Source organism: Amycolatopsis sp. NPDC098790, from assembly GCF_044759945.1.
GTDB lineage: Bacteria > Actinomycetota > Actinomycetes > Mycobacteriales > Pseudonocardiaceae > Amycolatopsis.
Window position 1 is genome coordinate 85,619 of record NZ_JBIWAI010000004.1, and the last position, 21,455, is coordinate 107,073.

At 71.3% G+C, this 21,455-nt stretch carries 19 protein-coding genes; 11 read left to right on the forward strand and 8 right to left on the reverse strand.

The genetic code is table 11. The annotated features are described in order from the left end of the window. Positions 1–39: 39 nt before the first annotated feature. Positions 40–606 carry a GNAT family N-acetyltransferase gene (locus ACIQWX_RS29820; protein WP_400877848.1) on the reverse strand — a complete coding sequence of 189 codons (567 nt, stop codon included), beginning with the start codon at positions 604–606 and terminating at the stop codon, positions 40–42. Further along, entirely contained in the window at positions 603–2,057 is a 1,455-nt protein-coding gene (locus tag ACIQWX_RS29825; RefSeq protein ID WP_400877851.1) for an APC family permease, read from the reverse strand. Before ACIQWX_RS29825 ends, ACIQWX_RS29820 begins: the two co-directional genes overlap by 4 nt. A gap of 173 nt (positions 2,058–2,230) precedes the next feature. Between ACIQWX_RS29825 and ACIQWX_RS29830 the strand changes: the two genes are divergently transcribed. The 4 genes from ACIQWX_RS29830 to ACIQWX_RS29845 all read left to right on the forward strand — a co-directional run bounded on the left by ACIQWX_RS29830 (position 2,231) and on the right by ACIQWX_RS29845 (position 7,371). Continuing rightward, the gene (locus ACIQWX_RS29830) at positions 2,231–2,863 is read left to right on the forward strand and encodes a GPP34 family phosphoprotein (protein WP_400877854.1); all 633 of its coding nucleotides are present in this window, start codon (positions 2,231–2,233) and stop codon (positions 2,861–2,863) included. 141 nt (positions 2,864–3,004) lie between these two features. Next, entirely contained in the window at positions 3,005–4,165 is a 1,161-nt protein-coding gene (locus ACIQWX_RS29835) for a saccharopine dehydrogenase family protein (RefSeq protein ID WP_400877857.1), read from the forward strand. 121 nt (positions 4,166–4,286) lie between these two features. After that, a complete protein-coding gene (locus ACIQWX_RS29840; RefSeq protein WP_400877860.1) occupies positions 4,287–6,383 on the forward strand; it encodes a M4 family metallopeptidase in 2,097 nt (698 codons plus the stop codon). Positions 6,384–6,459: 76 nt separating this feature from the next. Beyond that, positions 6,460–7,371, forward strand: coding sequence for a hypothetical protein (locus tag ACIQWX_RS29845; RefSeq protein ID WP_400877863.1), 912 nt, complete (start codon positions 6,460–6,462; stop codon positions 7,369–7,371). Here ACIQWX_RS29845 and ACIQWX_RS29850 read toward each other — a convergent pair. Then, positions 7,344–8,822: a flavin-containing monooxygenase gene (locus ACIQWX_RS29850; RefSeq protein ID WP_400877866.1), complete on the reverse strand. Its 1,479-nt coding sequence runs from the start codon at positions 8,820–8,822 to the stop codon at positions 7,344–7,346. The genes ACIQWX_RS29845 and ACIQWX_RS29850 overlap by 28 nt on opposite strands. Positions 8,823–8,888: 66 nt before the next feature. Between ACIQWX_RS29850 and ACIQWX_RS29855 the strand changes: the two genes are divergently transcribed. The 3 genes from ACIQWX_RS29855 (at position 8,889) to ACIQWX_RS29865 (ending at position 11,175) form a co-directional block, all read left to right on the forward strand. Beyond that, complete coding sequence (locus ACIQWX_RS29855; RefSeq protein WP_400877869.1) at positions 8,889–9,479, forward strand: TetR/AcrR family transcriptional regulator; 591 nt, start codon at positions 8,889–8,891, stop codon at positions 9,477–9,479. Between the two features lie 175 nt (positions 9,480–9,654). Next, positions 9,655–10,500 carry a chitosanase gene (locus ACIQWX_RS29860; RefSeq protein ID WP_400877872.1) on the forward strand — a complete coding sequence of 282 codons (846 nt, stop codon included), beginning with the start codon at positions 9,655–9,657 and terminating at the stop codon, positions 10,498–10,500. A 33-nt stretch (positions 10,501–10,533) separates the two neighbouring features. Continuing rightward, positions 10,534–11,175 (forward strand): L,D-transpeptidase, encoded by a 642-nt coding sequence (locus ACIQWX_RS29865; protein WP_400877875.1) that lies wholly within the window; start codon positions 10,534–10,536, stop codon positions 11,173–11,175. Here the strand turns inward: ACIQWX_RS29865 and ACIQWX_RS29870 are convergent. Genes ACIQWX_RS29870 through ACIQWX_RS29880 form a run of 3 tightly spaced genes read right to left on the reverse strand, consistent with a single transcriptional unit; the run spans position 11,165 to position 13,314 of the window. Next, positions 11,165–12,151, reverse strand: coding sequence for a PHP domain-containing protein (locus tag ACIQWX_RS29870; RefSeq protein WP_400877878.1), 987 nt, complete (start codon positions 12,149–12,151; stop codon positions 11,165–11,167). The genes ACIQWX_RS29865 and ACIQWX_RS29870 overlap by 11 nt on opposite strands. Positions 12,152–12,160: 9 nt before the next feature. Beyond that, positions 12,161–12,664 carry a metallophosphoesterase family protein gene (locus tag ACIQWX_RS29875; protein WP_400877881.1) on the reverse strand — a complete coding sequence of 168 codons (504 nt, stop codon included), beginning with the start codon at positions 12,662–12,664 and terminating at the stop codon, positions 12,161–12,163. After that, a complete protein-coding gene (locus ACIQWX_RS29880; protein WP_400877884.1) occupies positions 12,661–13,314 on the reverse strand; it encodes a GntR family transcriptional regulator in 654 nt (217 codons plus the stop codon). The genes ACIQWX_RS29875 and ACIQWX_RS29880 overlap by 4 nt, the downstream gene beginning before the upstream one ends. A 77-nt stretch (positions 13,315–13,391) precedes the next feature. Between ACIQWX_RS29880 and araD the strand changes: the two genes are divergently transcribed. From araD to ACIQWX_RS29895, 3 genes are all read left to right on the forward strand, one after another. Then, positions 13,392–15,104 (forward strand): L-arabinonate dehydratase, encoded by a 1,713-nt coding sequence (gene araD, locus ACIQWX_RS29885; protein WP_400877887.1) that lies wholly within the window; start codon positions 13,392–13,394, stop codon positions 15,102–15,104. A 129-nt stretch (positions 15,105–15,233) separates the two neighbouring features. Further along, positions 15,234–17,015: a VanW family protein gene (locus ACIQWX_RS29890; RefSeq protein ID WP_400877890.1), complete on the forward strand. Its 1,782-nt coding sequence runs from the start codon at positions 15,234–15,236 to the stop codon at positions 17,013–17,015. 51 nt (positions 17,016–17,066) lie between these two features. Continuing rightward, positions 17,067–18,266 (forward strand): MFS transporter, encoded by a 1,200-nt coding sequence (locus tag ACIQWX_RS29895; protein WP_400877893.1) that lies wholly within the window; start codon positions 17,067–17,069, stop codon positions 18,264–18,266. Between the two features lie 31 nt (positions 18,267–18,297). Here ACIQWX_RS29895 and ACIQWX_RS29900 read toward each other — a convergent pair whose 3' ends face one another. Next, positions 18,298–18,555: a hypothetical protein gene (locus tag ACIQWX_RS29900; RefSeq protein WP_400877896.1), complete on the reverse strand. Its 258-nt coding sequence runs from the start codon at positions 18,553–18,555 to the stop codon at positions 18,298–18,300. A gap of 208 nt (positions 18,556–18,763) precedes the next feature. On the opposite strand from ACIQWX_RS29900, the gene ACIQWX_RS29905 reads away from it, so the two are divergent. Beyond that, positions 18,764–20,038 (forward strand): diguanylate cyclase, encoded by a 1,275-nt coding sequence (locus ACIQWX_RS29905; protein WP_400877899.1) that lies wholly within the window; start codon positions 18,764–18,766, stop codon positions 20,036–20,038. 19 nt (positions 20,039–20,057) lie between these two features. Here ACIQWX_RS29905 and ACIQWX_RS29910 read toward each other — a convergent pair whose 3' ends face one another. Continuing rightward, entirely contained in the window at positions 20,058–21,410 is a 1,353-nt protein-coding gene (locus tag ACIQWX_RS29910; RefSeq protein ID WP_400877901.1) for a TrpB-like pyridoxal phosphate-dependent enzyme, read from the reverse strand. Positions 21,411–21,455 lie beyond the last annotated feature (45 nt).

Sequence of the window (21,455 nt, forward strand, 5' to 3'; positions counted from 1 at the left end):
CTCGCGTTCGAGGGGGCACTGTACCCGCCGGTAACGGCCTCAGGCAGGGGCGCGCCACATCGGCTGCATCGGCGGCCCGCCCGGCGGCCGGAACGCGGGCCCGTGGTCGCGGAACCCGAGCCGCCGGTAGAGGCGCGTGCTGTCCGGCGAGCTGGCCTCCAAGTACGTGGGCACCCCCTCGGCGTCGTAGCGGGCGAGGCCATGACCCAGCAACCGCGCGCCGATGCCCTGGCGCTGCCGGCCGGGCCGGACGCCGATGAACTGCGCGTGCCAGTGCGGCTCGGACGGCTCGAGGCCGGCCATCATGCCGAGCAGGACGTCCAGCCGCTTCTGCTCGGCCGGGTCGAGCCCGTCGACCGGCTCGTCGTCGCCCGCGTTCCCGGGCAGCCATATCATCGCCGCCGAATGGTCTTCGGTGACGTCGACGCTCCCTGCGGCGAACCCGGCTCCGGCGAGGTCGCGGAAAAACGCCGGGTGCGCGACGGTCCGGCGGCGCTCGTCGCCGGGGAACACCCAGCGGCTCATCGGGTCGTCCTGGAACGCGGCGACCAAGATCGAAAGCACCGCGTCCAGCTCGGGCGGTGAAGCCGCGCGGACAGCGGTCACCGCGTCTCCACGAGCTCGTCGCGCAGCGGACCGCCGATCGCCGCGTAGACGTCCGGACGACGGGTGCGCAGGGTCTCGGCCCGCAGGAAGCCGGCCAGGCCGGCGAGCACCAGCAGCCCCGGCAGGCCCCAGCGCAGCCAGGGGATCGAGCCCGCCGGGCCGAGCAGGACGTCGAAGTTGACGACGATCAGCACCAGCACCGCGGTCAGCGTCACCGCCGCGAGCGCCGGCGCGCCCGCGCGCCGCCACCACGTCTCCCGGCCGGGGTGGCGGCGGAAGAAGCCGATGACCGACAGGGAAACCGCGACCATGATGATCGTGACGCCGGTCGACGCGGTGACCCCGGTCCACGTGAAGAGGTCGGTGAACGGGTCGCGGCCGGCGAGCGCGAACGCCGAGACGACGACCAGGCCGATCGTGGTCTGGACCAGCGAGCCGCCGATCGGGGCGCCGGTGCGCTTGCTGGTGCGGCTGAGCCCGTCCGGCAGCAGCCCTTCCCGGCCCAGCGCGAAGAAGTACCGCGCGACGGCGTTGTGGAGGCTCAGCAGCGCGGCGCACTGGCTGGTCAGGAACAGCACGTACGCGATGTCGGCGAAGGCCGTGCCCAGGTACTGCCCGCCGAGCCCGAAGAGCAGGCCCGGCCCTTCGGCCGCGGCGCGCTCGACGATGTGGTCCGGACCGGTCGCGACCGCCAGCGCGAGCGAGGACGCGATGTACAGCACGGCCGTCAGCCCGATCGCGATGTAGGTCGCGCGGCCGACGGTCTTGCGCGGGTCGCGGCACTCCTCGCCGTAGGTGGCGGCGCCTTCGAAGCCGAGGAAAACCGCGATGGAGAAAGCGAAAACGGCGCCGACGCCCGCCGTGAACAGGCTCGACGGCGCCAGCGGCGTCAGCGCGCTTCCCGCGGGGTGGCCGAACAGGGCGACGTCCAGGACGGCGAGCACCGCGACTTCCAGGCCGAGCGCGACGCCGAGGACCTTCGCGTTGAGGTCGATCCGGAGCACGCCGCCGGCCCCGACGACGAGCACCATCAGCAGCGCGACCGGCCACCACGGCAGGTCCGTCCCGAACGTCGTGTTCAGCCAGGTGGACACGGACAGCCCGAACAGGCCGAAGACGCCGGTCTGGATGGAGCTGTAGGCGAGCACCGTCACGTAGGCGACGGCGGTGCCCGCGGAGCGACCGATCCCGTGCGCCACATAGGGGTAGAACGCTCCGGCGTTCGTCGTGTACCGGCTCATCGCGGCGTACCCGACGCCGAACAGCGCGAGTACGGGCGCCAGCAGCACGAACGACAGGGGCACGCCGACGCTGCCGGTGACCGCGTACGTCGCCGAGACGCCGCCGGCGATCGCGTACAGCGGACCGGCCGCCGCGACGACGAAGAAGACGATCTGGACGGCGCCGAGCCGCCTGGTGCCGAGGCCGCGCCCCGGCGTGTGGGTTCCCATGGACCTTTCCCCGCGCCTAGGTGATCTTGGTCGGCGGCGCCCCAGAGTAGGGGGTTCCAGTGGTGCGACGGTACGTCCGTTCGGGGTAAACGTGACCGCACCGAAAGCGACGGGAAGCCGGACCGCTATCTTCGGCATCCTCACCGAGACCGCCCAGGGGGCCGTTTTCCGTCATGCGCCGGCTCACGTTGGTGGATTCGTTCTTCTTCCTCGGCCACGACGAGTTCACCGGCCGCCCGGTGCTCAGCCGGACGTCGCTGGGCATCGGCCTGGCCGGTGCGGCGTTGTGCGACTTGCTGTTCACCGACCGGATCACGGTCGAGGACCGCAAGGTGCGCGCGATCGCCGCGCGGCCACCGGGTATTCCGACGGCCGATCACGTGTTTTCCGAAATTGTTTCGGAAACGGCGGTGTACAGCGTCCGGGAGTGGGTGGACCACCTGCGTGCGGAACTGCCGTCGGTGGCCGCGGACAATCTGGTCGCGCTCGGGCTGGTCCGCCGGACACCGGCGTTGTTCCGCCGATTCCGGTACCCACCGGCGGACCTGCTGGTTTCGACGGCGGCGCGCAGCAAGGCCAGGGCAGCGGTGTTCGGCATCGACCGGCCGGACCCGCACGCGGCGTGCTTGGCGTTGCTGGCGTGGACGGCGGGAGTGGACGACCTGTGCGAGCCGGAACTGGACCGGGCGCGGGTGCGGGCGTGGATGGAGGACACGCACCACGCGCTGCCGCGCCGGATCGCGGACGTGATCGCGGGAGTGGCCGCGGTCGCGGCGGCGGTGGTGTACACGGGGGACCGGAAGTAGCGGCGCCCCCATGACGTGAATGACTCATTCCTGTCACCTGACGCCATGAACGAGTCATTCACGTCACCCGGATCGCCCGGCGGCCTCCTCTACTCACGGGTAACCTGAGCCGGTCCGCCGTCGACGTCCCCTGGAGGAGACATGCGCGCGTACGACGTGGTCCTCTTCGGCGCCACCGGGTTCACCGGGGGTCTCACCGCCGAACACCTCGCCCGGCACGCCCCCGCGGACCTGCGCTGGGCCCTCGCCGGCCGCAACCGGGGCAAGCTCGAAGCCGTCCGCGGGCAGCTCGCGACCGTCGACGACCGCTTCGCCACCCTCGACCTGCTCGTCGCCGACTCCGGCGAGCCCGCGTCGCTCAAAGCCGTCGCGGAGGCCACGAAAGTGGTCATCACCACCGTCGGCCCCTACCTCACCCAGGGCGAACCGCTCGTGGCCGCCTGCGCCGCGGCCGGGACCGACTACGTCGACCTCACCGGCGAACCCGAGTTCGTCGACCGGATGTACCTCGCCCACGACCGCCGCGCCCGCGACACCGGCGCGCGGCTCGTCCACGCCTGCGGGTTCGACTCCATTCCGCACGACCTCGGCGCCTACTTCACCGTCAAGCAGCTCCCCGAAGGCGTCCCCCTCAAGGTCGACGGCTACGTCCGGGCCAGCGGTATGCCCTCGGGCGGCACGTTCCTCAGCGCGCTGACCATCATGTCGCGGCTCCCGGCCGGCGCCCGGGTCGCGAAGGAACGCGCGGCCGCCGAGCCGCGACCCGCCGGACGCTTCACCCGCGCGCCTCTCGGCCGTCCGCACCGGGTCGCCGACGCCGGCTGGTGGGCGGTGCCGCTGCCCACGATCGACCCCGAGGTCGTCCGCCGGTCGGCGGCCGCGGACGAACGCTACGGCCCGGACTTCACCTACCGGCACTTCGCCGCCGTCAAGCACCTGCCGGTGCTGGCGGGCGGCGTACTCGGCGCCGGCGCGCTGCTCGCCGCCGCGCAGGTCCCGCCCGCGCGGCGCGGCCTGTCCCGCCTGCTCGCCCCCGGCAACGGCCCGAGCCCCGAACGCCGGGCCCGGTCGTGGTTCTCGGTGCGGTTCGTCGGCGAAGGCGGTGGCGAGCGCGTCGTCACCGAGGTCTCCGGCGGCGATCCCGGCTACGACGAAACAGCGAAGATGCTCGCGGAATCGGCGCTGTGCCTCGCGACCGACACGCTCCCGGAAACCGCGGGCCAGGTCACCACGGCGACCGCGATGGGCGACGCGCTCATCGACCGCCTCACCAAGGCAGGCCTGCGCTTCCACACCCTCTGACCGCTTTCACACCGCCGCAGCGTGAAAGTTCCGAGCTGTGATGAACCTTCTGCCGCTCCCGCCCCGCGCTTAACGTCGATCGGGTTCTCCCTTCCCCCATCGCGTTTTCGCAAGGAGCGTCATGAGATTGCCCCAACGGTTCGCCGCGCTCGGCGGGGCGACGGCGGCGGGCATGGTGGTGGTCGGCATCGCCGTCGCCGCGCCCGCGCAGCCCGTCCCCGAACCGCCTCCGTCCGCCGCGCAGGCCCAGGCCAACGCCACGAGCGCCGCCGCAAACCTGGTCAACGCCCGGCCCGCCGCCCTGCACGCCGGCGCGCACGACAAGTTCGTCCAGCGTGACGTACGTACGGCGGCCGGCCTGTCGTACGTCGTCTACGACCGCACCTACGACGGCCTGCCCGTGATCGGCGGTGACCTCGTCATCGCCACCGACGCCGCCGGCACCGTCAAGACCACGTCCGTCGCGCAGCAGCAGGCGCTCGGCGACCTCGACGTCCGCGGCGCGAAACTCACCGCCGCGCAGGCCGAAACCGTGGCGCGCCAACAGGTCCGCGGGCCGAAGAGCCTGCCGGGCGGGAAGCTCGTCGTGGTCGCCGACGGCAGCGGGCGGCTCGCGTACGAGAGCAACGTCGAGGGCACCGACGAACACGGCGAGCCGAGCAGCCTAAGCGTCTACGTCGACGCCGTCGACGGGCGCGTGCTGCGGACCGTCCAGCACGTCGCCGCGGGCACCGGCACCGGGAAGTGGAACGGGCCGTCGCTGCCGCTGAACACGACGAAGTCCGGCAGCACGTACTCGATGGCCGACCCGAACACGCCGAACCTGGACTGCCGCAACTACAACTCCGACTCCGTCCTCACCGGACCGGACGACAACTGGGGCAACGGCACCGGCACGAACATCGAAACCGGCTGCGCCGACGCGCTGTTCGTCGCGCAGACCGAGAAGAAGATGCTCACGGAATGGGTGGGCCGCAACGGGTTCACCGGCAACGGCGGCGCGTGGAAGATCCGCGTCGGCCTCGACGACGAGAACGCGTACTACTACAACTCGCGGCCCGCGTACGTGAACCTCGGCCACAACCCGAGCGGCGAATGGGTCGGCTCGCTCGACATCCTCGGCCACGAAATGGGCCACGGCATCGACGACTACTCCGGCTCCGGCGGCTTCTCCGGCGGCGGCACGCAGGAGTTCATCGCGGACACGTTCGGCACGGCGACGGAGTTCTACGCGAACGAGCCGTCCCAGTACGACCCGCCGGACTACGCGATCGGAGAGGAGGTCAACCTGGTCGGCACCGGCGCGATCCGGTACATGTACGACCCGTCGAAGGTCGGCGACCCGAGCTGCTACTCCAGCTCGACGCCGAACGCGGAGGTCCACAAGGCCGCCGGCCCGGGCGACCACTGGTTCTACCTGCTCGCCGAGGGCAGCAACCCGACGAACGGGCAGCCGACGAGCTCGACGTGCAACGGCAGCACGGTGGCCGGGATCGGCATCCGCAAGGCGATCAACATCATGCACGGCGCCGTGCAGCTGAAGACGTCCGGCAGCAACTACCTGCGTTACCGGACGTGGACGCTGCAGGCCGCGAAGAACCTGTACCCGAACAGCTGCGCGGAGTTCGACGCGGTGAAGGCGGCGTGGAACGCGGTGAGCGTCCCGGCGCAGTCCGGCGACCCGACGTGCACCGGGACGCCGCCGACCACGACGACCCCGCCCACCACGACCACCCCGCCGACGACCACCACGCCTCCCCCGGGCGGGTGCAGCGGGCAGCTGGTGCAGAACCCGGGCTTCGAGTCCGGCAAGGCGTCCTGGACCGACCCGAACACCACGATCGGCCAGTGGGGCGGCCAGGCGCCGGCGCGCTCGGGCAGCTACGACTCCTGGCTCGGCGGCTGGGGCTCGGCGCACACCGACACGCTCACGCAGTCCGTCACGATCCCGGCGAACTGCCGGGCGAGCCTGACGTTCTGGCTGCGCGTGTGGACGGCCGAGACCGAGAACGTCAGCTACGACAAGCTGGTCGTGTCCGCCGGTTCGGCGACGCTGGCGACGTACTCGAACCTCGACCGGAACTCGGCTTACGTCCAGAAGACGCTCGACCTGTCTTCGTACGCGGGTCAGACGGTCACGCTCAAGTTCGCCGGGACCGAGGACCAGTCGCTGCAGACGTCGTTCGCCGTGGACGACACCGGGGTCACCGTGAGCTGACCCCCACGAGGCCTGCCACCTACTTTGGTGGCAGGCCTCGTTGCGTCCGGTGCGTCCGGTATTCATGATTGCCCGAATGGAAGCGTTCTCCACCGACGTCGCCGACGCGGTCCGGGAAGGACCGTTCGAGGTGGCGTTCGACCTGGCGATCCGGCACCGCGGGCTGAGCCTGGAGGCCCTGCAGCGGCGGATGGCGAGCCGGGGCGCCCAGGTCAGCCTGGCCACGCTGAGCTACTGGCGCCGCGGCCGGCGGCACCCGGAAGGGCCACGCTCGCTGCACGCGGTGGGCGTCGCCGAAGGGTGTCTCGGCCTGCCCGCGGCCGCGTTGACCAGCCTGGTGGCGCGGCCCCGGGTGCGCCGGGTGGAGCCGTGGCCGGGCGGAGTCAGCCTGGCCAGCGCGCTCGGTTCCGAGCCGACGGAGCTGGCGTCGTGCGACGGCATCGACCTGGACGGCAACGCGCGGCTGGCGCTGGCATCGGTGCACCAGCGGGCGACGCTGGGCGCGGACCGCACCGAACGGTCGGTGCGCACGGAGCTGGTCGTGACCAGCCGCGAGGACGGCGTCGACCGCTGGGTGTCGTTCTTCCGCCCCCAGACGGGCGGCGGTCATCGGCCGGTGCTGCGGTCGGCCCGCTGCTGCCGCCCGGGCCGCGTCCGCCGCGACGCGGCGTCCGAACTGGTGGCGCTGGAGCTGCGGTTCGACTACCCGCTGCGGGCGGGCGAGACGTACGTGTTCGACTTCGAGTTCGCGTACGACGGGGTGCCGCCGGAGACGAGCTACCTGCAGTTCGGCGTGCGGGCACCGGCCCGGCAGATCGTGCTGCAGGCGTGCTTCGACCCGGCGGCGGTGCCGGTGCGGTGTTACCGGTACGACGGCGAAGCGTCGACGGAACGGCCGGAGCTGCCGGTGGGTCCGAGTTTCACGAGCCACATCGCGGTGCTGGACGCCCAGCCGGGGGTCTACGGCCTGTGCTGGGAGTGGGACTGACCGATCTCGTAGTCCGCCTCGTCGAACGCACCCACCTGAGAACGCAACCGGCCGGTCGAGAACGGCCAGCTGAAACTGTTGCGCCCGTTGACGTCCGTGTAGTAACTCGAGCACCCGCCCGACTGGTAGACCGTCCCCGGCAGCGCGGCCTGGACCTCCGCGTTGAACGCCGCCTGGACCTCCGGGCGGGCCGACAGCGCCGTACCCGGTGAGCGGAGCGTCCGCGTCACCGCCGAAACCGTGTGCCGCAACTGGGCCTCGAGGATCATGAACGCCGACGAATGCCCGGTACCGAGGCTCGGGCCCAGCAACAGGTACAGGTTGGGGAACCCGGCGACCGCAGTCCCGAGGTACGCCTGCGGGCTCCCCTTCCAGTGGTCGTCCAGACTCCGGCCGTCGCCGTCGAACACGCGCGAAGACACCGGCATGTCGAGGATGTGGAAGCCCGTCCCGAAGATGATCGCGTCCACGTCGGCGGAAGAACCGTCCGCGCCGAGAACCCGGCTACCCGAGACCGAACGCACCGCCGTCGGGTGAACGTCCACATGGGATCGAGTCAGCGACCGGTAGTACGTGTTGGACATCAGCAACCGCTTGCACCCCAGCGTGTAGTCCGGCGTCAACACGCGACGCAAAGCCGGATCGCGCACCGACAAGCGCAAGTGCGCGAGCCCGACCTTCTGCACCTGCCGCAGCAGCCACGGGTGCCGGAACCCGAAGCCGAGCGTCTCCATCGCCCCGTACTCCGCACTCCGCAACGCCCGCTGCAGCGCCGGGAACCGTCGCAGCAGGAACCGTTCCACACCAGGGACGGCGTGGTCCGGCTTCGGCAGCACCCACTGCGCGGTGCGCTGGAACAGGTGCAACCTGCCCACGGAAGGCACGATCCGCGGGACGAACTGGACCGCCGACGCGCCCGTGCCGATCACCGCGACGCGCTTGCCACTCAAGTCGTAGTCGTGGTTCCACCGCGCGGAGTGGAACACCTCGCCCGGGAAATCCGCGAGCCCCGGCAGGTCCGGGATCAGTGGCTCGTGCCACGGACCGGTGCCGGCGACCAGGACCCGCGCCGAATACGGGCCGCGAGTCGTCTCCAGCTCCCAAAGGGACTCACGGGGGTTCCACTGCGCCCGCGTCACCTCGACGCCGTAGCGGATCTTCGACGTGACGCCGAATCGCGACGCCGTGTCCGCCAGGTACGCGCGGATCTCGGCCTGCCCGGCGAACGCCCGCGTCCACTGTGGATTCGGCGCGAACGAGTACGAATACAGCGCGGACGGGACGTCGCAGGCGCAGCCGGGATACGTGTTGTCGCGCCAGGTTCCGCCGAGCGAGGCCGCCTTCTCCAGCACGGCGAGGTCGTCGACGCCGGCCTGGCCCAGCCGGATGGCGGCACCCAGCCCGGACGCCCCGGCGCCGACGACGAGGACCGCGAAGTGGCGTTGTTCCATTTTCGGAGACTAGCAGTATCTCAATACCGACGGTACCCCGATTCCGGACCTGGCTAGAGTGGCGCCATGGCCCGACTCACCCGCGCGGAAAGCCAGGCACGCACCCGCGAGCAGCTGATCGAGACCGCCAAGCTGCTCTTCCTGCGCGACGGCTATTCGGTGACGTCGCTGGAGAAGGTCGCGGACGAGGCCGGCTACTCGAAGGGCGCGGTGTACTCGAACTTCCGCAACAAGGACGAGCTCTGCCTCGCCGTCCTCGACCGGATCCACGACGAGCAGGTCGCCCTGATCGCGGAAGGGCTGGTGGGCGCCGAGGACGTGGACGACCTGCTGGCCGCGTTCCAGGCGTGGGCCGAGCGCAGCATCGGCGACGAGGCGTGGACGGCCCTGGAGGTCGAGTTCGCCACGAACGCGCGGCGCAACCCGCAGGTCCGCGCCGAACTGGCCACCCGTGACAAGGCGATCCGCGACAGCATCGCCGGCCTGCTCAGCGGGTACGCCGAGCGGTTCGGGATCACGCTCCCGATGTCGGCCGACGACGCCGCGACCGCCTTGCTCAGCCTCGGCATCGGCCTCGGCGTGCAGCGGGCGATCGACCCGACGATCCCGGTCAACGTGCTGCCGGACGTCATCCGCATCTTCACCGGGGCCCGCTGACCGTCCTTTGCGGACCCTTCCCGATGGTCTGGACCGTTCACGAACATGAACGAATTCCGCCTCTTGTGGAGCGTGCTGACTCTTCGCTACCGTGTCGCTACGCCGCAGCTCCACCCGCCTCACCCGTACCCGCCGTGATCCCCCACGGCGCACCCCGCGGAAAGGGTCTCCCCCCATGAGCAAGAAGTTGCGGCCGGTCGTCATCGGCGCGCTCGGCGCGGCCTCCGTCGCCGCCCTCGTGATCACCACCCCCGCGCTCTCCTCGGCGGCCCCGGCGCCACTCGCGGCGCAGAGCGCGACCGCCCTCGCCGTCGGCGACCTGTCGGCCCCGGCGAAGAAGGAGATCGCGATGAAGCTGGTCTCCAGCGCGGAAAACTCGTCGCTGGACTGGAAAGCCCAGTACAAGTACATCGAGGACATCGGCGACGGCCGCGGGTACACCGCCGGTATCATCGGGTTCTGCTCCGGCACCGGCGACATGCTCGAACTCGTCGAGGCCTACACGGACTCCGTGCCGAACAACCCCCTGGCCAAGTACCTTCCCGCGCTGCGCAAGGTGAACGGCACCGACTCCCACAGCGGGCTCGGCTCGGCCTTCGAAAGCGCCTGGAAGCAGGCGGCGGCCACCACCGCGTTCCAGACCGCGCAGAACAACGAGCGCGACCGCGTGTACTTCAACCCGGCGGTCAGCCAGGGCAAGTCCGACGGCCTCAGCAACCTCGGCCAGTTCGCCTACTACGACGCCATCGTCATGCACGGCCCCGGCGACAGCTCCGACAGCTTCGGCGGCATCCGCAAGGCCGCGATGAAGAAGGCGAAGACCCCGGCCCAGGGCGGCGACGAGGCGACGTACCTCAAGGCGTTCTTCGCGGCCCGCAAGGTGATCATGAAGCAGGAAGAGGCGCACGCCGACACCTCGCGCGTCGACACCGAGCAGCTGGTGTTCCTCAACGCGGGCAACTTCGACCTGCACACCCCGCTGAAGTGGAAGGTCTACGGGGACTCCTACACGATCAACTGACGGTCGTCGCGTGGCACCGTTAGGCTCTCCGGCATGCGCAGGAGAACCCTCGGTGCCACGCTGGCCGCGGCCGCGCTGCTGACCGGCGGGGCCGCCTCGCCGGAGCCGGAGCAGCCGGAGCCGCAGCAGCGGATCACCGTGCGGGCCGACGCGGCGGGCTCGACCACCGCCGTCCTCACGGCGTGGCAGCGCACCGGCGGCGAGTGGGCCAAGGCGTACGGCCCGGTCCCGGCGCACGTCGGCACGAACGGCGTCGGCCAGGCGAGTGAGTCGACGTCCCACACCCCGGCCGGTGTCTGGCCGCTCACCGAAGCGTTCGGCACGCGGCCGGCGCGGACCCGGCTGCCCTACCGCGAGGTCACCACCTCGGACTGGTGGGTGTCCGATGTGGATTCCCCGTACTACAACACGCACTTCTCGTGCGCTCCCGGCACGTGCCCGTTCGACGAAGCCGCCGGCGAGAACCTCGGCGCGGCGGGCGCGGTCTACGCGCACGCCGTCGTCATCGACTACAACCGGACGCCGGTGGTGCCGGGCGCGGGCTCGGCGTTCTTCCTGCACGTCACCGACGGGAAGCCGACCGCGGGCTGCGTCGCGATCGCCGGCGCGGACCTCGAGGCGATCCTGCGCTGGCTCGACCCGGCCCAGCACCCCGTCATCGAGATCAGCGGCTGAGCAGCGCCTCCGCCGTGCGGGTGTTGATGATCCGCTCCGGCCCGATGCCCGCTTTGACCGCGCGTTCGCAGCCGTAGGGCTGCCAGTCGAGCTGGCCCGGTGCGTGCGCGTCGCTGTCGATGGCGAACTCGCAGCCGATCTCCGCGGCCAGCTTCAGCAGCCGCATCGGCGGGTCGAGCCGTTCGGGGCGCGAGTTGATCTCGACCGCGACGCCGTTCTCCCGGCACGCGGTGAACACCGCCTCGGCGTCGAACTCCGACTCCGGACGGCCCCGGCCGACGACCAGCCGCCCGGTGCAGTGCCCCAGCACCCGCGTGTGCGGGTTGCGCACCGCGGCGAGCATCCGCCGGGTCATGTCGCGGGCCGGCATCCGCAGCTTCGAGTGCACGCTCGCGACGACGAAGTCCAGCTGCCCCAGCAGCTCGTCCTCCTGGTCGAGGGCGCCGTCGTCGAGGATGTCGACCTCGATGCCGTGCAGCAGCCGGAAGGGCGCCATCAGCTCGTTGGCCTTGGCGACGATCTGCATCTGCGTCCGCAGCCGGTCCGGCGACAGCCCGTTCGCGACGGTCAGCCGCGGCGAGTGGTCGGTCAGCACCATCCACTCGTGCCCGACGTCCCGGCCCGCGACGGCCATCTCGCCGATCGAGCTGCCGCCGTCCGACCAGTCCGAGTGCGTGTGGCAGTCCCCGCGAAGGGCCGACCGCAGCGGTTCGCCGTCCGGCAGCTTCTTCTCGACGATCTTCGACCGGTACGCCGGGTCACGGCCGGCCAGCGCGTCCTCGATGACGCCGGCGGTGGCTTTCCCGATGCCGGGCAACGAGGTCAGCGTGCCGTTCTCGGCCATCGAGGCCAGCTGCGAAGCGTCGGTCTTGTCGACAGTCGCGGCCGCGTTGCGGAACGCCCGCACGCGGTAGGTCGGTTCCCCCGCGCGTTCGAGCTGGAACGCGATCTCCCGCAACGCCCATGCCGGATCCATGGACTCTTCCTACCCCCTCCGGGGCAGTTCGTGCAGCTCGACGTCCGCCAGCGTGCCGTTCTCGATCCGGGCCGTCTGGTAGGTGCAGAACGGCTGGCGGCGGCGGTCGGTCGGCGAACCGGGGTTGAGCAGCCGCAGCCCGGCCGGGGTGGTCGTGTCCCACGGGATGTGGCTGTGCCCGAAGACGAGCACGTCGGTGTCCGGGAACTGCGCGTCGCACCGCTGTTCGCGGCCCTGCTTCGAGCCCGTCTCGTGGATGACGGCCAACCGGACGCCGTCGAGTTCCGCGCGCGCGATCTCGGGCAGCCGCGCCCGCAGGTCGGCGCCGTCGTTGTTGCCGTAGACGCCGATCAGGCGCTTGCTGCGCGTCTCCAGCTCGTCCAGGAGCGCGACCTCGACCCAGTCGCCGGCGTGCACGACGACGTCCGCCGCCTCGACCTCGGCCCACACCTGCTCCGGCAGCACGCGGGAGCGGGCGGGCAGGTGGGTGTCCGAGATGAGCAGCAGCCTCATCCGATGGCCTTGAGCACCCGCTCGAGGAAGCCGCCGATGTGGTCCTTCAGCAGCGCCGCGGCGCCCTCGGCGTCACCCTTCTTCGCCGCCGCGAGGACCGCTTTGTGCTCGGTCCACTCCTTCTTCCAGCTGGGGTTCGCTTCCCAGCCGACGACACTGATCAGCGCGGCGCGGTCCTTGAGGTCGTCGAGGATGCTGACCAGCAGCGGGTTGCCGCAGCCGCGGTAGAGGGCGCGGTGGAACCGGCGGTTGAGCAGGCTCAGCGCGACCTGGTCCTTGTCCGCGATGGCCGTCGACGCTTCTTTGAGCGCCTCGGCCGCGTCGTCCAGCAGTTCGGGGTCGCGCTGTTCGACGGTCCGCCGGACGGCTTCCGGTTCCAGCACCATCCGCACGTCGTAGACGGACTTCGCGAGCTCGGCGTCGACCGTGACGACCGAAGCGCCCTTGTACGGGCTGAACGTCACCAAGCCCGAATTGGACAGCACCTTGAGCGCCTCGCGCACCGGCGTCTTCGACACGCCGAGCCGCGCGGCCAGCTCCGCTTCGACGAGCGGCTGGCCGGGCACCAGTTCGCGGGTCAGGATGCCGCGGCGGATCTCCTCCAGGACCACTTCGGTCCGGGAGGCGGGCAGGCTGAACGTCCCGGTCATGGTCGCTCCCTCGTATCGTGTCGAAACCCATTCAACCAGGCCCGCGAGATCATATATCAGATGCCATACTGGATCGCATGAAAGCACCCGAGGAGCTCCGCAGCCACCGGTGGTTCGGCGGCGACGAACTGCGCAACTTCAGCCACCGAGCCCGTAGCCGCCAGCTCGGCTACAACCCGGAGGAGCACCTCGGCAAACCGGTCATCGGCATCCTCAACACGTGGTCGGACATCAACCCGTGCCACATGCACCTGCGCGAACGCGCCGAGCAGGTCAAGCGCGGCGTCTGGCAGGCCGGCGGGTTCCCGCTCGAGTTCCCGGTCGCGACGCTGTCGGAGACCTACCAGAAGCCGACGCCGATGCTCTACCGCAACCTCCTGGCCATGGAGACCGAGGAGATCCTGCGGTCCTACCCGATCGACGGCGCCGTGCTGATGGGCGGCTGCGACAAGACGACGCCGGCGTTGCTGATGGGCGCGGCGAGCGCCGACCTGCCCGCGATCTTCGTGCCGGCCGGGCCGATGCTGCGGGGGCACTGGCGCGACGAGGTCCTCGGCAGCGGCACCGACATGTGGAAGTACTGGGACGACAAGCGGGCCGGCCTGATCGGCGACGCCGAAATGTCCGAACTGGAACGCGGTCTCGCCCGGTCCCCCGGCCACTGCATGACGATGGGGACGGCGTCCACGATGACGTCCGCCGCGGAGGTGCTCGGCATGACGCTGCCGGGCGCGGCGTCGATCCCCGCCGTCGACTCGGCCCACCACCGGATGGCCGCGGCGAGCGGCGCGCGGATCGTCGGCATGGTCTGGGAAGACCTGACGGTGAGCCGGATCCTGGACAGGAACGCCTACGAAGACGCGATCACCACCGTGCTGGCGCTCGGCGGGTCGACCAACGCCGTGATCCACCTGATCGCGATGGCCGGGCGCAGCGGGATCCCGGTGAGCCTGGCCGACTTCGACGCGATCGCGCGGCGCGTGCCGGTGCTCGCGAACGTCCGCCCGGGCGGCGACTGGCTGATGGAGGACTTCTACTACGCGGGCGGCCTGCCCGGCCTGCTGTCGCGGCTGACCGACCTGCTGCACACCGACCGGGTGACCGTCACCGGCCGCACGCTCGGGGCCGACCTCGAGACCGCGAAGGTGCACAACGACGACGTCATCCGGACGCGCGACAACCCGGTGGCGACCGAGGGCGGAGTGGCCGTGCTGCACGGCAACCTGGCGCCGTCGGGCGCGGTGATCAAGCACATCGCGGCCGAAAAGCACCTGCTGACGCACACCGGCCCGGCCGTGGTGTTCGAGGACTACGCGGACCTCAAGAAGCGGATCGAAGACCCGGCGATCACGGCGGACTCGGTGCTGGTGCTGCGCGGCTCGGGCCCGCTCGGCGGCCCCGGCATGCCCGAGTACGGGATGCTGCCGATCCCCGCGCACCTGCTCGCCGCCGGGGTGCGCGACATGGTCCGGATCTCGGACGCGCGGATGAGCGGCACGAGCTACGGGGCGTGCGTGCTGCACGTGGCGCCGGAGTCCCACGTGGGCGGGCCGCTGGCGCTGGTCCGCGACGGCGACCTGATCACCCTGGACGTGCCGTCCCGGACGTTGCGCCTCGAGGTGTCCGATGAGGAACTGGCGCGACGGCGTGCCGGGTGGACACCGCCGGCCCCGCGGTTCGAGCGCGGTTACGGCGCGCTCTACAGCGAACACATCACGCAGGCGGATGAAGGCTGCGACTTCGGCTTCCTCGCCCGCGCGGGGCGCAATTCGGAGCCCGACGCACGATGAGGTTGCTCCAATTCACCGTTCCGTGACCGGTTCATCCCCCGTTAGGGCGAGTCGTACGGCTTGTCCGGGTGCCCCGTACGCTGAGCCTGTCACCGGCGAGTTCCGGTGCCGCGTTGAAGGGGTGGAGAGTTGCCGTACGAACCGCGCTGGCCCGAGTCACACGGTGAGCAGACGGACGTCCTGCCGGTCGTCCGGCCCGAACCGGACCCGGAACCCCCGAAGAAGCGCGATCTGCGCAAGGCCGGCTGGATCGCGGGCGGGGTCTTCGGCCTGCTGGTCGTGATCTACGGCGTCGACCTGCTGGTCAGCCAGGGCAGCGTCCCGCGCGGCGTGACCGTGGCCGGCGTCGACGTCGGCGGGATGGACCGCGCCGCCGCCGAGCAGGAGCTGCGCGAGCAGATCGAGCCGCGGCTGACGCGGCCCCTCGCCGTCACCGCGGGCGACGTCCAGGGCACGCTGTCGCCGACGGCCGCCGGGCTGGGCCTCGACTGGCCGGCGACCCTCGACCAGGCCGGCGAGCAGCCGCTGAACCCGTTCACCCGGCTCGCTTCGCTGTTCTCCAGCCGCGAAGTCGGTGTCGTCAGCCACGCCGACGACACCAAGCTCGCCGCCGCGCTCGACGGCCTCCGCGGCCAGGTCGACCGCGAGCCGGCCGAGGGCACCGTGAAGTTCGAAGGCGTGAACCCGGTCGCCGTGCCGCCGAAGCCCGGGCAGAAGCTCGACGTCGCCGCCGCCAAGGCCGCGGTGGTCGAGAAGTGGGCGCGCGGCGAGACGCTGGCCCTGCCGGTGACCGCCACGCCGGTCCGCACCACCCCCGAAGGCGTCCAGGCGGCGCTGGACCAGTTCGCGCGGCCCGCCGTCTCGGGCCCGCTGGTCGTGAAGGGCGAAGGCAAGAACGCCACCGTGAAGCCGGAGGCGATCGCCGCCGCTCTGAGTTTCGAGCCCGCCGACGGCGGCGGGCTGACCCCGAAGATCGACAACGCGAAGATCGCCGAAGCCGCCGGGCCGCAGCTGAAGTCCACCGAGAAGGAGGGCAAGGAGGCGACCATCGTCTTCGAGGGCGGCAAGCCCACGGTCGACCCCTCCACCGACGGCCGGACCATCGACTGGGACCCGAGCCTCAAGCCACTGCCCGACGTGCTGAAGAAGACCGACGGCCGCGAGGTGCCGGCGATCTACAAGGACGCACCGGCGAAGGTGACGACCGAGCAGGCGAACCAGCTGGGCGTCAAGGAGGTCGTCGGCGAATTCACCACCGGCGGCTTCGCGCCCGACTCCGGCACCAACATCCGCGTCGTCGCGCAGAAGGTCACCGGCGCCATCGTCAAGCCGGGGGAAACCTTCAGCCTCAACGGGTTCACCGGACCGCGCGGCAAGCCGCAGGGATACGTCGAGGCGGGCGTGATCAAGGACGGCGCCCCGGGCCGCGAGGTCGGCGGCGGCATCTCGCAGTTCGCGACGACGCTGTACAACGCGTCCTACTTCGCGGGCATGAAGGACGCCGGGCACAAGGAGCACAGCTACTACATCAGCCGCTACCCCGCCGCGCGCGAGGCGACGGTGTTCCAGAACCCGAACGGCTCCAGCGTCATCGACCTCAAGTTCACCAACGACTCGCCGACCGGCATCGCGATCCAGGCGATCTGGACGCCGTCGTCGATCACCGTGAAGCTGTGGGGCACCAAGCGCTACACGGTCGAGTCGATCCAGGGCGGCCGCTCCAACCCGAGCGACCCGCAGCCCAAGCCGGGCCCGGCGGAGAACTGCCACGCGTCGAACGGCGCGCCGGGGTTCACCACGACCGACACGCGCGTGCTCAAGGACGCCGCCACCGGCCGCGAGGTGAGCCGGTCGACCCGGACCGTCCACTACAACCCGCAGCCGAAAATCACCTGCGGCCCGGGGCAATGACCTCCTAACGGCCGTTCACGCTGGGCGTCCGCGCCGGTACCGTGGGTCGCCATGGCGGTGCGCGCGGTCGGCTTCCGGGACGTCCTCGCGGTGGCCGAGTTCCGGGCGCTGTTCTCCGCGCAGCTGGTCTCGGTCACCGGTGACCAGCTCGCGCGGGTCGCGCTGTCGATCCTGGTCTACGACCGGACGAACTCGCCGGGCTGGGCCGCGCTGACGTACGCGCTGACGTTCCTGCCGGACCTCGTCGGCGGGCCGCTGCTGTCCGGGCTGGCCGACCGGTACCCGCCGCGGGCGGTGATGGTCTCCGCCGACGTGCTGCGCGCGCTGGCGGTCGCCGTGATGGCGTGGCCGGGCCTGCCGCTGCCGGCGGTCGCGGCGCTGCTGATCGGCGTCCAGCTGTTCAACCCCGTGTGGAACTCCGCGCGCGCGGCCCTGCTGCCGCAGGTGCTGCCCGGTGAGACGTTCGTGCCCGGGATGGGCCTGCTGATGATGCTGGTGCAGGCGGGGCAGGTCGCCGGGTTCGCGCTCGGCGGGCTCCTGGTGGCGGCCATCGGCACCGGCGGCGCGCTGCTCGCGGACGCGGTGAGCTTCGCGGCGTCGGCGCTGTTCCTGGCCACCGGCGTCCGGTCCCGGCCGCCGCGCGAGTCGTCCGGCGTCCGCTGGTGGCGGCACGTGCGGGCGGGCTGGACGGTGGTCGTCGGCGACCGGCGCCGGCTCGCGCTGGTGGCGCTGGGGTGCGTGTCCGGGATCTACATCGCGGGCGAGGCGATCGCGGCGCCGTACGCGGCGGAACTGGGCGGCGGCGCGGTGGTCGTCGGGCTGCTGCTCGGGGCGTACGCGCTGGGGAACGTGCTCGGGATGGCGGCGCTGTCGCGCGTCCCGCCCGATCGGCGTGGCCGGCTGCTGGGGCCGTTGGCGGTGCTGGCGTGCGCGGCGCTGCTGGGCTGCGCGCTGCGGCCGGACCTCGAGGCCACGTTGGCGCTGCTGACGCTGTCCGGGATGGCCAGTTCGTACAACTTGATCGCGAACACGACGTTCGTCCAGCTGACCCCGGACACCCAGCGCGCGCAGGCGTTCGGGTTCGCGCTGACGGCGTTGCGGGTGTCGCAGGGGCTGGGCGTGGTGCTGGCCGGGGTCGCGGCCGAGCGCGCGGCCCCGCACGGCGTGGTCGCCGGAGCCGGCGCGATCGGCGTGGTGGCGGCGTTCGGTGCGGCCCTGATGTGGCGGCGGGCGCAATTGGAGTCCCGGTGACCGGCCGTCGAAGCCGGTCACCGGGTAGCCGTCAGGACCGGGTCCAGTCGGTCGGGCACTGCGGCAGCGCTGGCGAGACGCCGGGGCGGGTCCAATCGGTCGGGAGCTCGCGGACGGTCCAGTCGGTGGGCAGTTCGCGGGCGGTCCAGTCGGTCGGCAGCTGCCGCGGCGTCCAGTCCGTCGGGATCGCGCGGGTCCAGTCGGTGGGGAGCTGCCGCGTCCAGTCGGTCGGCCGCTGCGCGCGACGCCGGGACGGGACGATGTTCGCGTTGGGCAGGAAGTGCGACATGATTTCTCCTGTTCGTGAGGGATCTTGCACGGTGCGTGACCGGACGGTAGCCCGACCAGCCTAGTGACACACCGCGTTCATTCGATTACAGTGACGATTTCCGCGAAGGCATCCGTCCTGAGAAGAGGGGCGTTTCGTGGGATTGTCCGGGTCCCAAGGGCGAAAGCCCAGCTCAGAACGTCCACGATCAGGTCTCCGTACGTGGGCGATGTGGAAGCTCGGCACTCCGGTGCTCGGGTACGTCCTCGTCGTCGACGCGCTGGCGTTGATCGCGGTCGTCGCCACGGCGTCACTCGTGCCGATCACCACCCAGTCGCTGCTCTGGTGTGGACTGATCCTCGCGGGCGAGGTCGTGCACCTCGAAGCGGCGCAACGCATCGAGCGCATCCGCGAGCTGGCCGCCGACGGCCGGCCGCACATGCACCTGCAGTCGATCTGGATCTTCGCCGGCCTGCTCCTGCTGCCGCCGCCGTTGGCCACGCTCGTCATCGTCGTCAGCTATGCCCATTCCTGGGTGCGCGTGTACAAGCGACGCGGCGTTATTCACCGGAAAGTGTTTTCCGGGGCCACGGTCATCCTCGCCTGTTTCGCCGCGGGCGCCGTGCTGTCGGCCGGCACCGGGCACGTGGCGCCGTACGTGCCGTACCTGGACGGGTTCGGCGGGATGACCGCGCTGTTGCTGTCCGGGATCGTCTACTTCGGGCTCAACTACGTGCTGGTGATCCTGGCGATCCTGATGAGCAACCCGGGCAAACCACCGCGGCAGGCGTTCGGGAACCCGTCGGACGTGCTGATCGTGCTGGCCGCGGTCGGCGTCGGCTGCGGGATCGCGCTGGTGATGACGGTCCGGCCGTGGCTGCTGCCGGTGCTCATGGTGACGCCGGTGGCGCTGCACATCGGCCTGCTGCTGCCGCAGTTCCAGGCGGCCGCGCGCACGGACTCCAAGACGGCGCTGCTCGCGCCGGAGTTCTGGGTGCAGCTGGCGCGCAACGAGCTGGCCCGCGCCGCCGAGCTGGCGTCCACGGCGGGCGTGCTGATGATCGACATCGACCACTTCAAGGCCATCGACGACGGCAACGGCCACCTGGCCGGCGACGAGGTCCTGCGCGCGATCGCGGCGGCGATCCAGCACTCGGTCCGCGGCGGCGACTACGTCGGGCGCTTCGGCGGCGACGAGTTCGTGGTCCTGCTACCGGGCGCGACGGGCGCGGAGATCGTGTCCATCGCGGACCGCATCCGCGCGGCGATCGCCCGCATCGAGGTGCCGGTCCCGGTGATCCGCCCGGGCAAGCCCGAGGTGATCGACGGCCTGACGGCGTCCATCGGCGCGGCGGTGTACCCGGAGACGGCCCAGGAGTACACGATCCTGCTGCAGGCGGCGGATGACGCGGTGTTCGCGGCCAAGGCCGCGGGCCGCGACCGGGTGGTGCTGGCGGAGATGCGGAACGAGCTGGCCCGCCCGGAGATTCCGGACGTTCTCTGATCTCCGAGCGGGCCGGGCATCACGGCAGCGTCGCCAGCGAGTTCTCGAGCGTGGCCGCGGACAGCTCGTTGTCCACCATGTCCCCCGCCAGGTAGGCGCCGTACGCCGGCAGGTCCAGGTGCGCGTGGCCGCACAGCGCCGTGAGGATCACCTTCTCCTCACCCGTTTCCTTGCACCGCAACGCTTCCTGGATGCACGCGGCCAAAGCGTGCGTCGGCTCGGGTGCCGGGATGATGCCCTCCGACCGCGCGAACCGGACGCCCGCCGCGAAGCACTCCTGCTGCCCGATCGCGATCGCCTCGATCAGGCCGAGCTCGTAGATGTGCGAGATCAGCGGCGACATCCCGTGGTACCGCAGGCCGCCGGCGTGGATCGGGTCCGGGATGAAGTCGTGGCCGAGCGTGTGCATCTTCAGCAACGGCGTGAGGCCGGCCGTGTCGCCGAAGTCGTAGGCGTACTTCCCCCGCGTGAGCGACGGGCACGCGGCCGGCTCGACCGCGCGGATCACCGGGTCCATCCGGCCGGCCAGCTTCTCGCGCAGGAACGGGAACGCCAGGCCGCCGAAGTTCGAGCCGCCGCCGGTGCAGCCGACCAAGACGTCCGGGGTGTCGCCCGCCAGCTCGAACTGCTTGAGCGCTTCCTCGCCGATGATCGTCTGGTGCAGCAGGACGTGGTTGAGCACGCTGCCCAGCGCGTAGCGCGCGTCCGGGTCCTGCGCCGCCTGCTCGACCGCCTCGCTGATCGCGATGCCGAGGCTGCCGGTCGAGTCGGGGTGCTCGGCGAGGATCGCCTTGCCGGACTCGGTCAGCTCGGACGGGCTCGGGTGGACCGTCGCGCCGAACGTCTCCATCATCAGCTTGCGATAGGGCTTCTGGTCGTAGGACGCGCGAACCTGCCAGACCTCGCACTCCAGGCCGTACTGAGCGCAGGCGAACGCGAGCGCGCTCCCCCACTGGCCGGCGCCGGTCTCGGTGGTCAGCCGGGTGACGCCCTCCTGCGCGTTGTAGAACGCCTGCGGCACGGCGGTGTTCGGCTTGTGCGAGCCGACCGGGCTGACGCCTTCGTACTTGTAGTAGATCCGCGCCGGCGTGCCGAGCGCCTTCTCCAGCCGCCGCGCGCGGAACAGCGGCGACGGCCGCCAGAGCCGGTAGACCTCCCGAACCTCCTCCGGGATGTCGACATAGCGATCAGTCGTCACTTCCTGGGCGATGAGCGCCTGCGGGAAGAGCGGGGCGAGGTCGTCGGGCCCGACGGGCTCGCGGGTGCCGGGGTGCAGCGGCGGCGGGGGCGGCTCCGGCAGATCCGGGATGACGTTGTACCACCGGGTCGGGAGATCGTCTTCGTCCAGGACGTACTTGGTCTTCTCGGCCATCGAGCCTCCTTGGTCGGCACCTCAACTTAGGACGCTCCCGGCCGC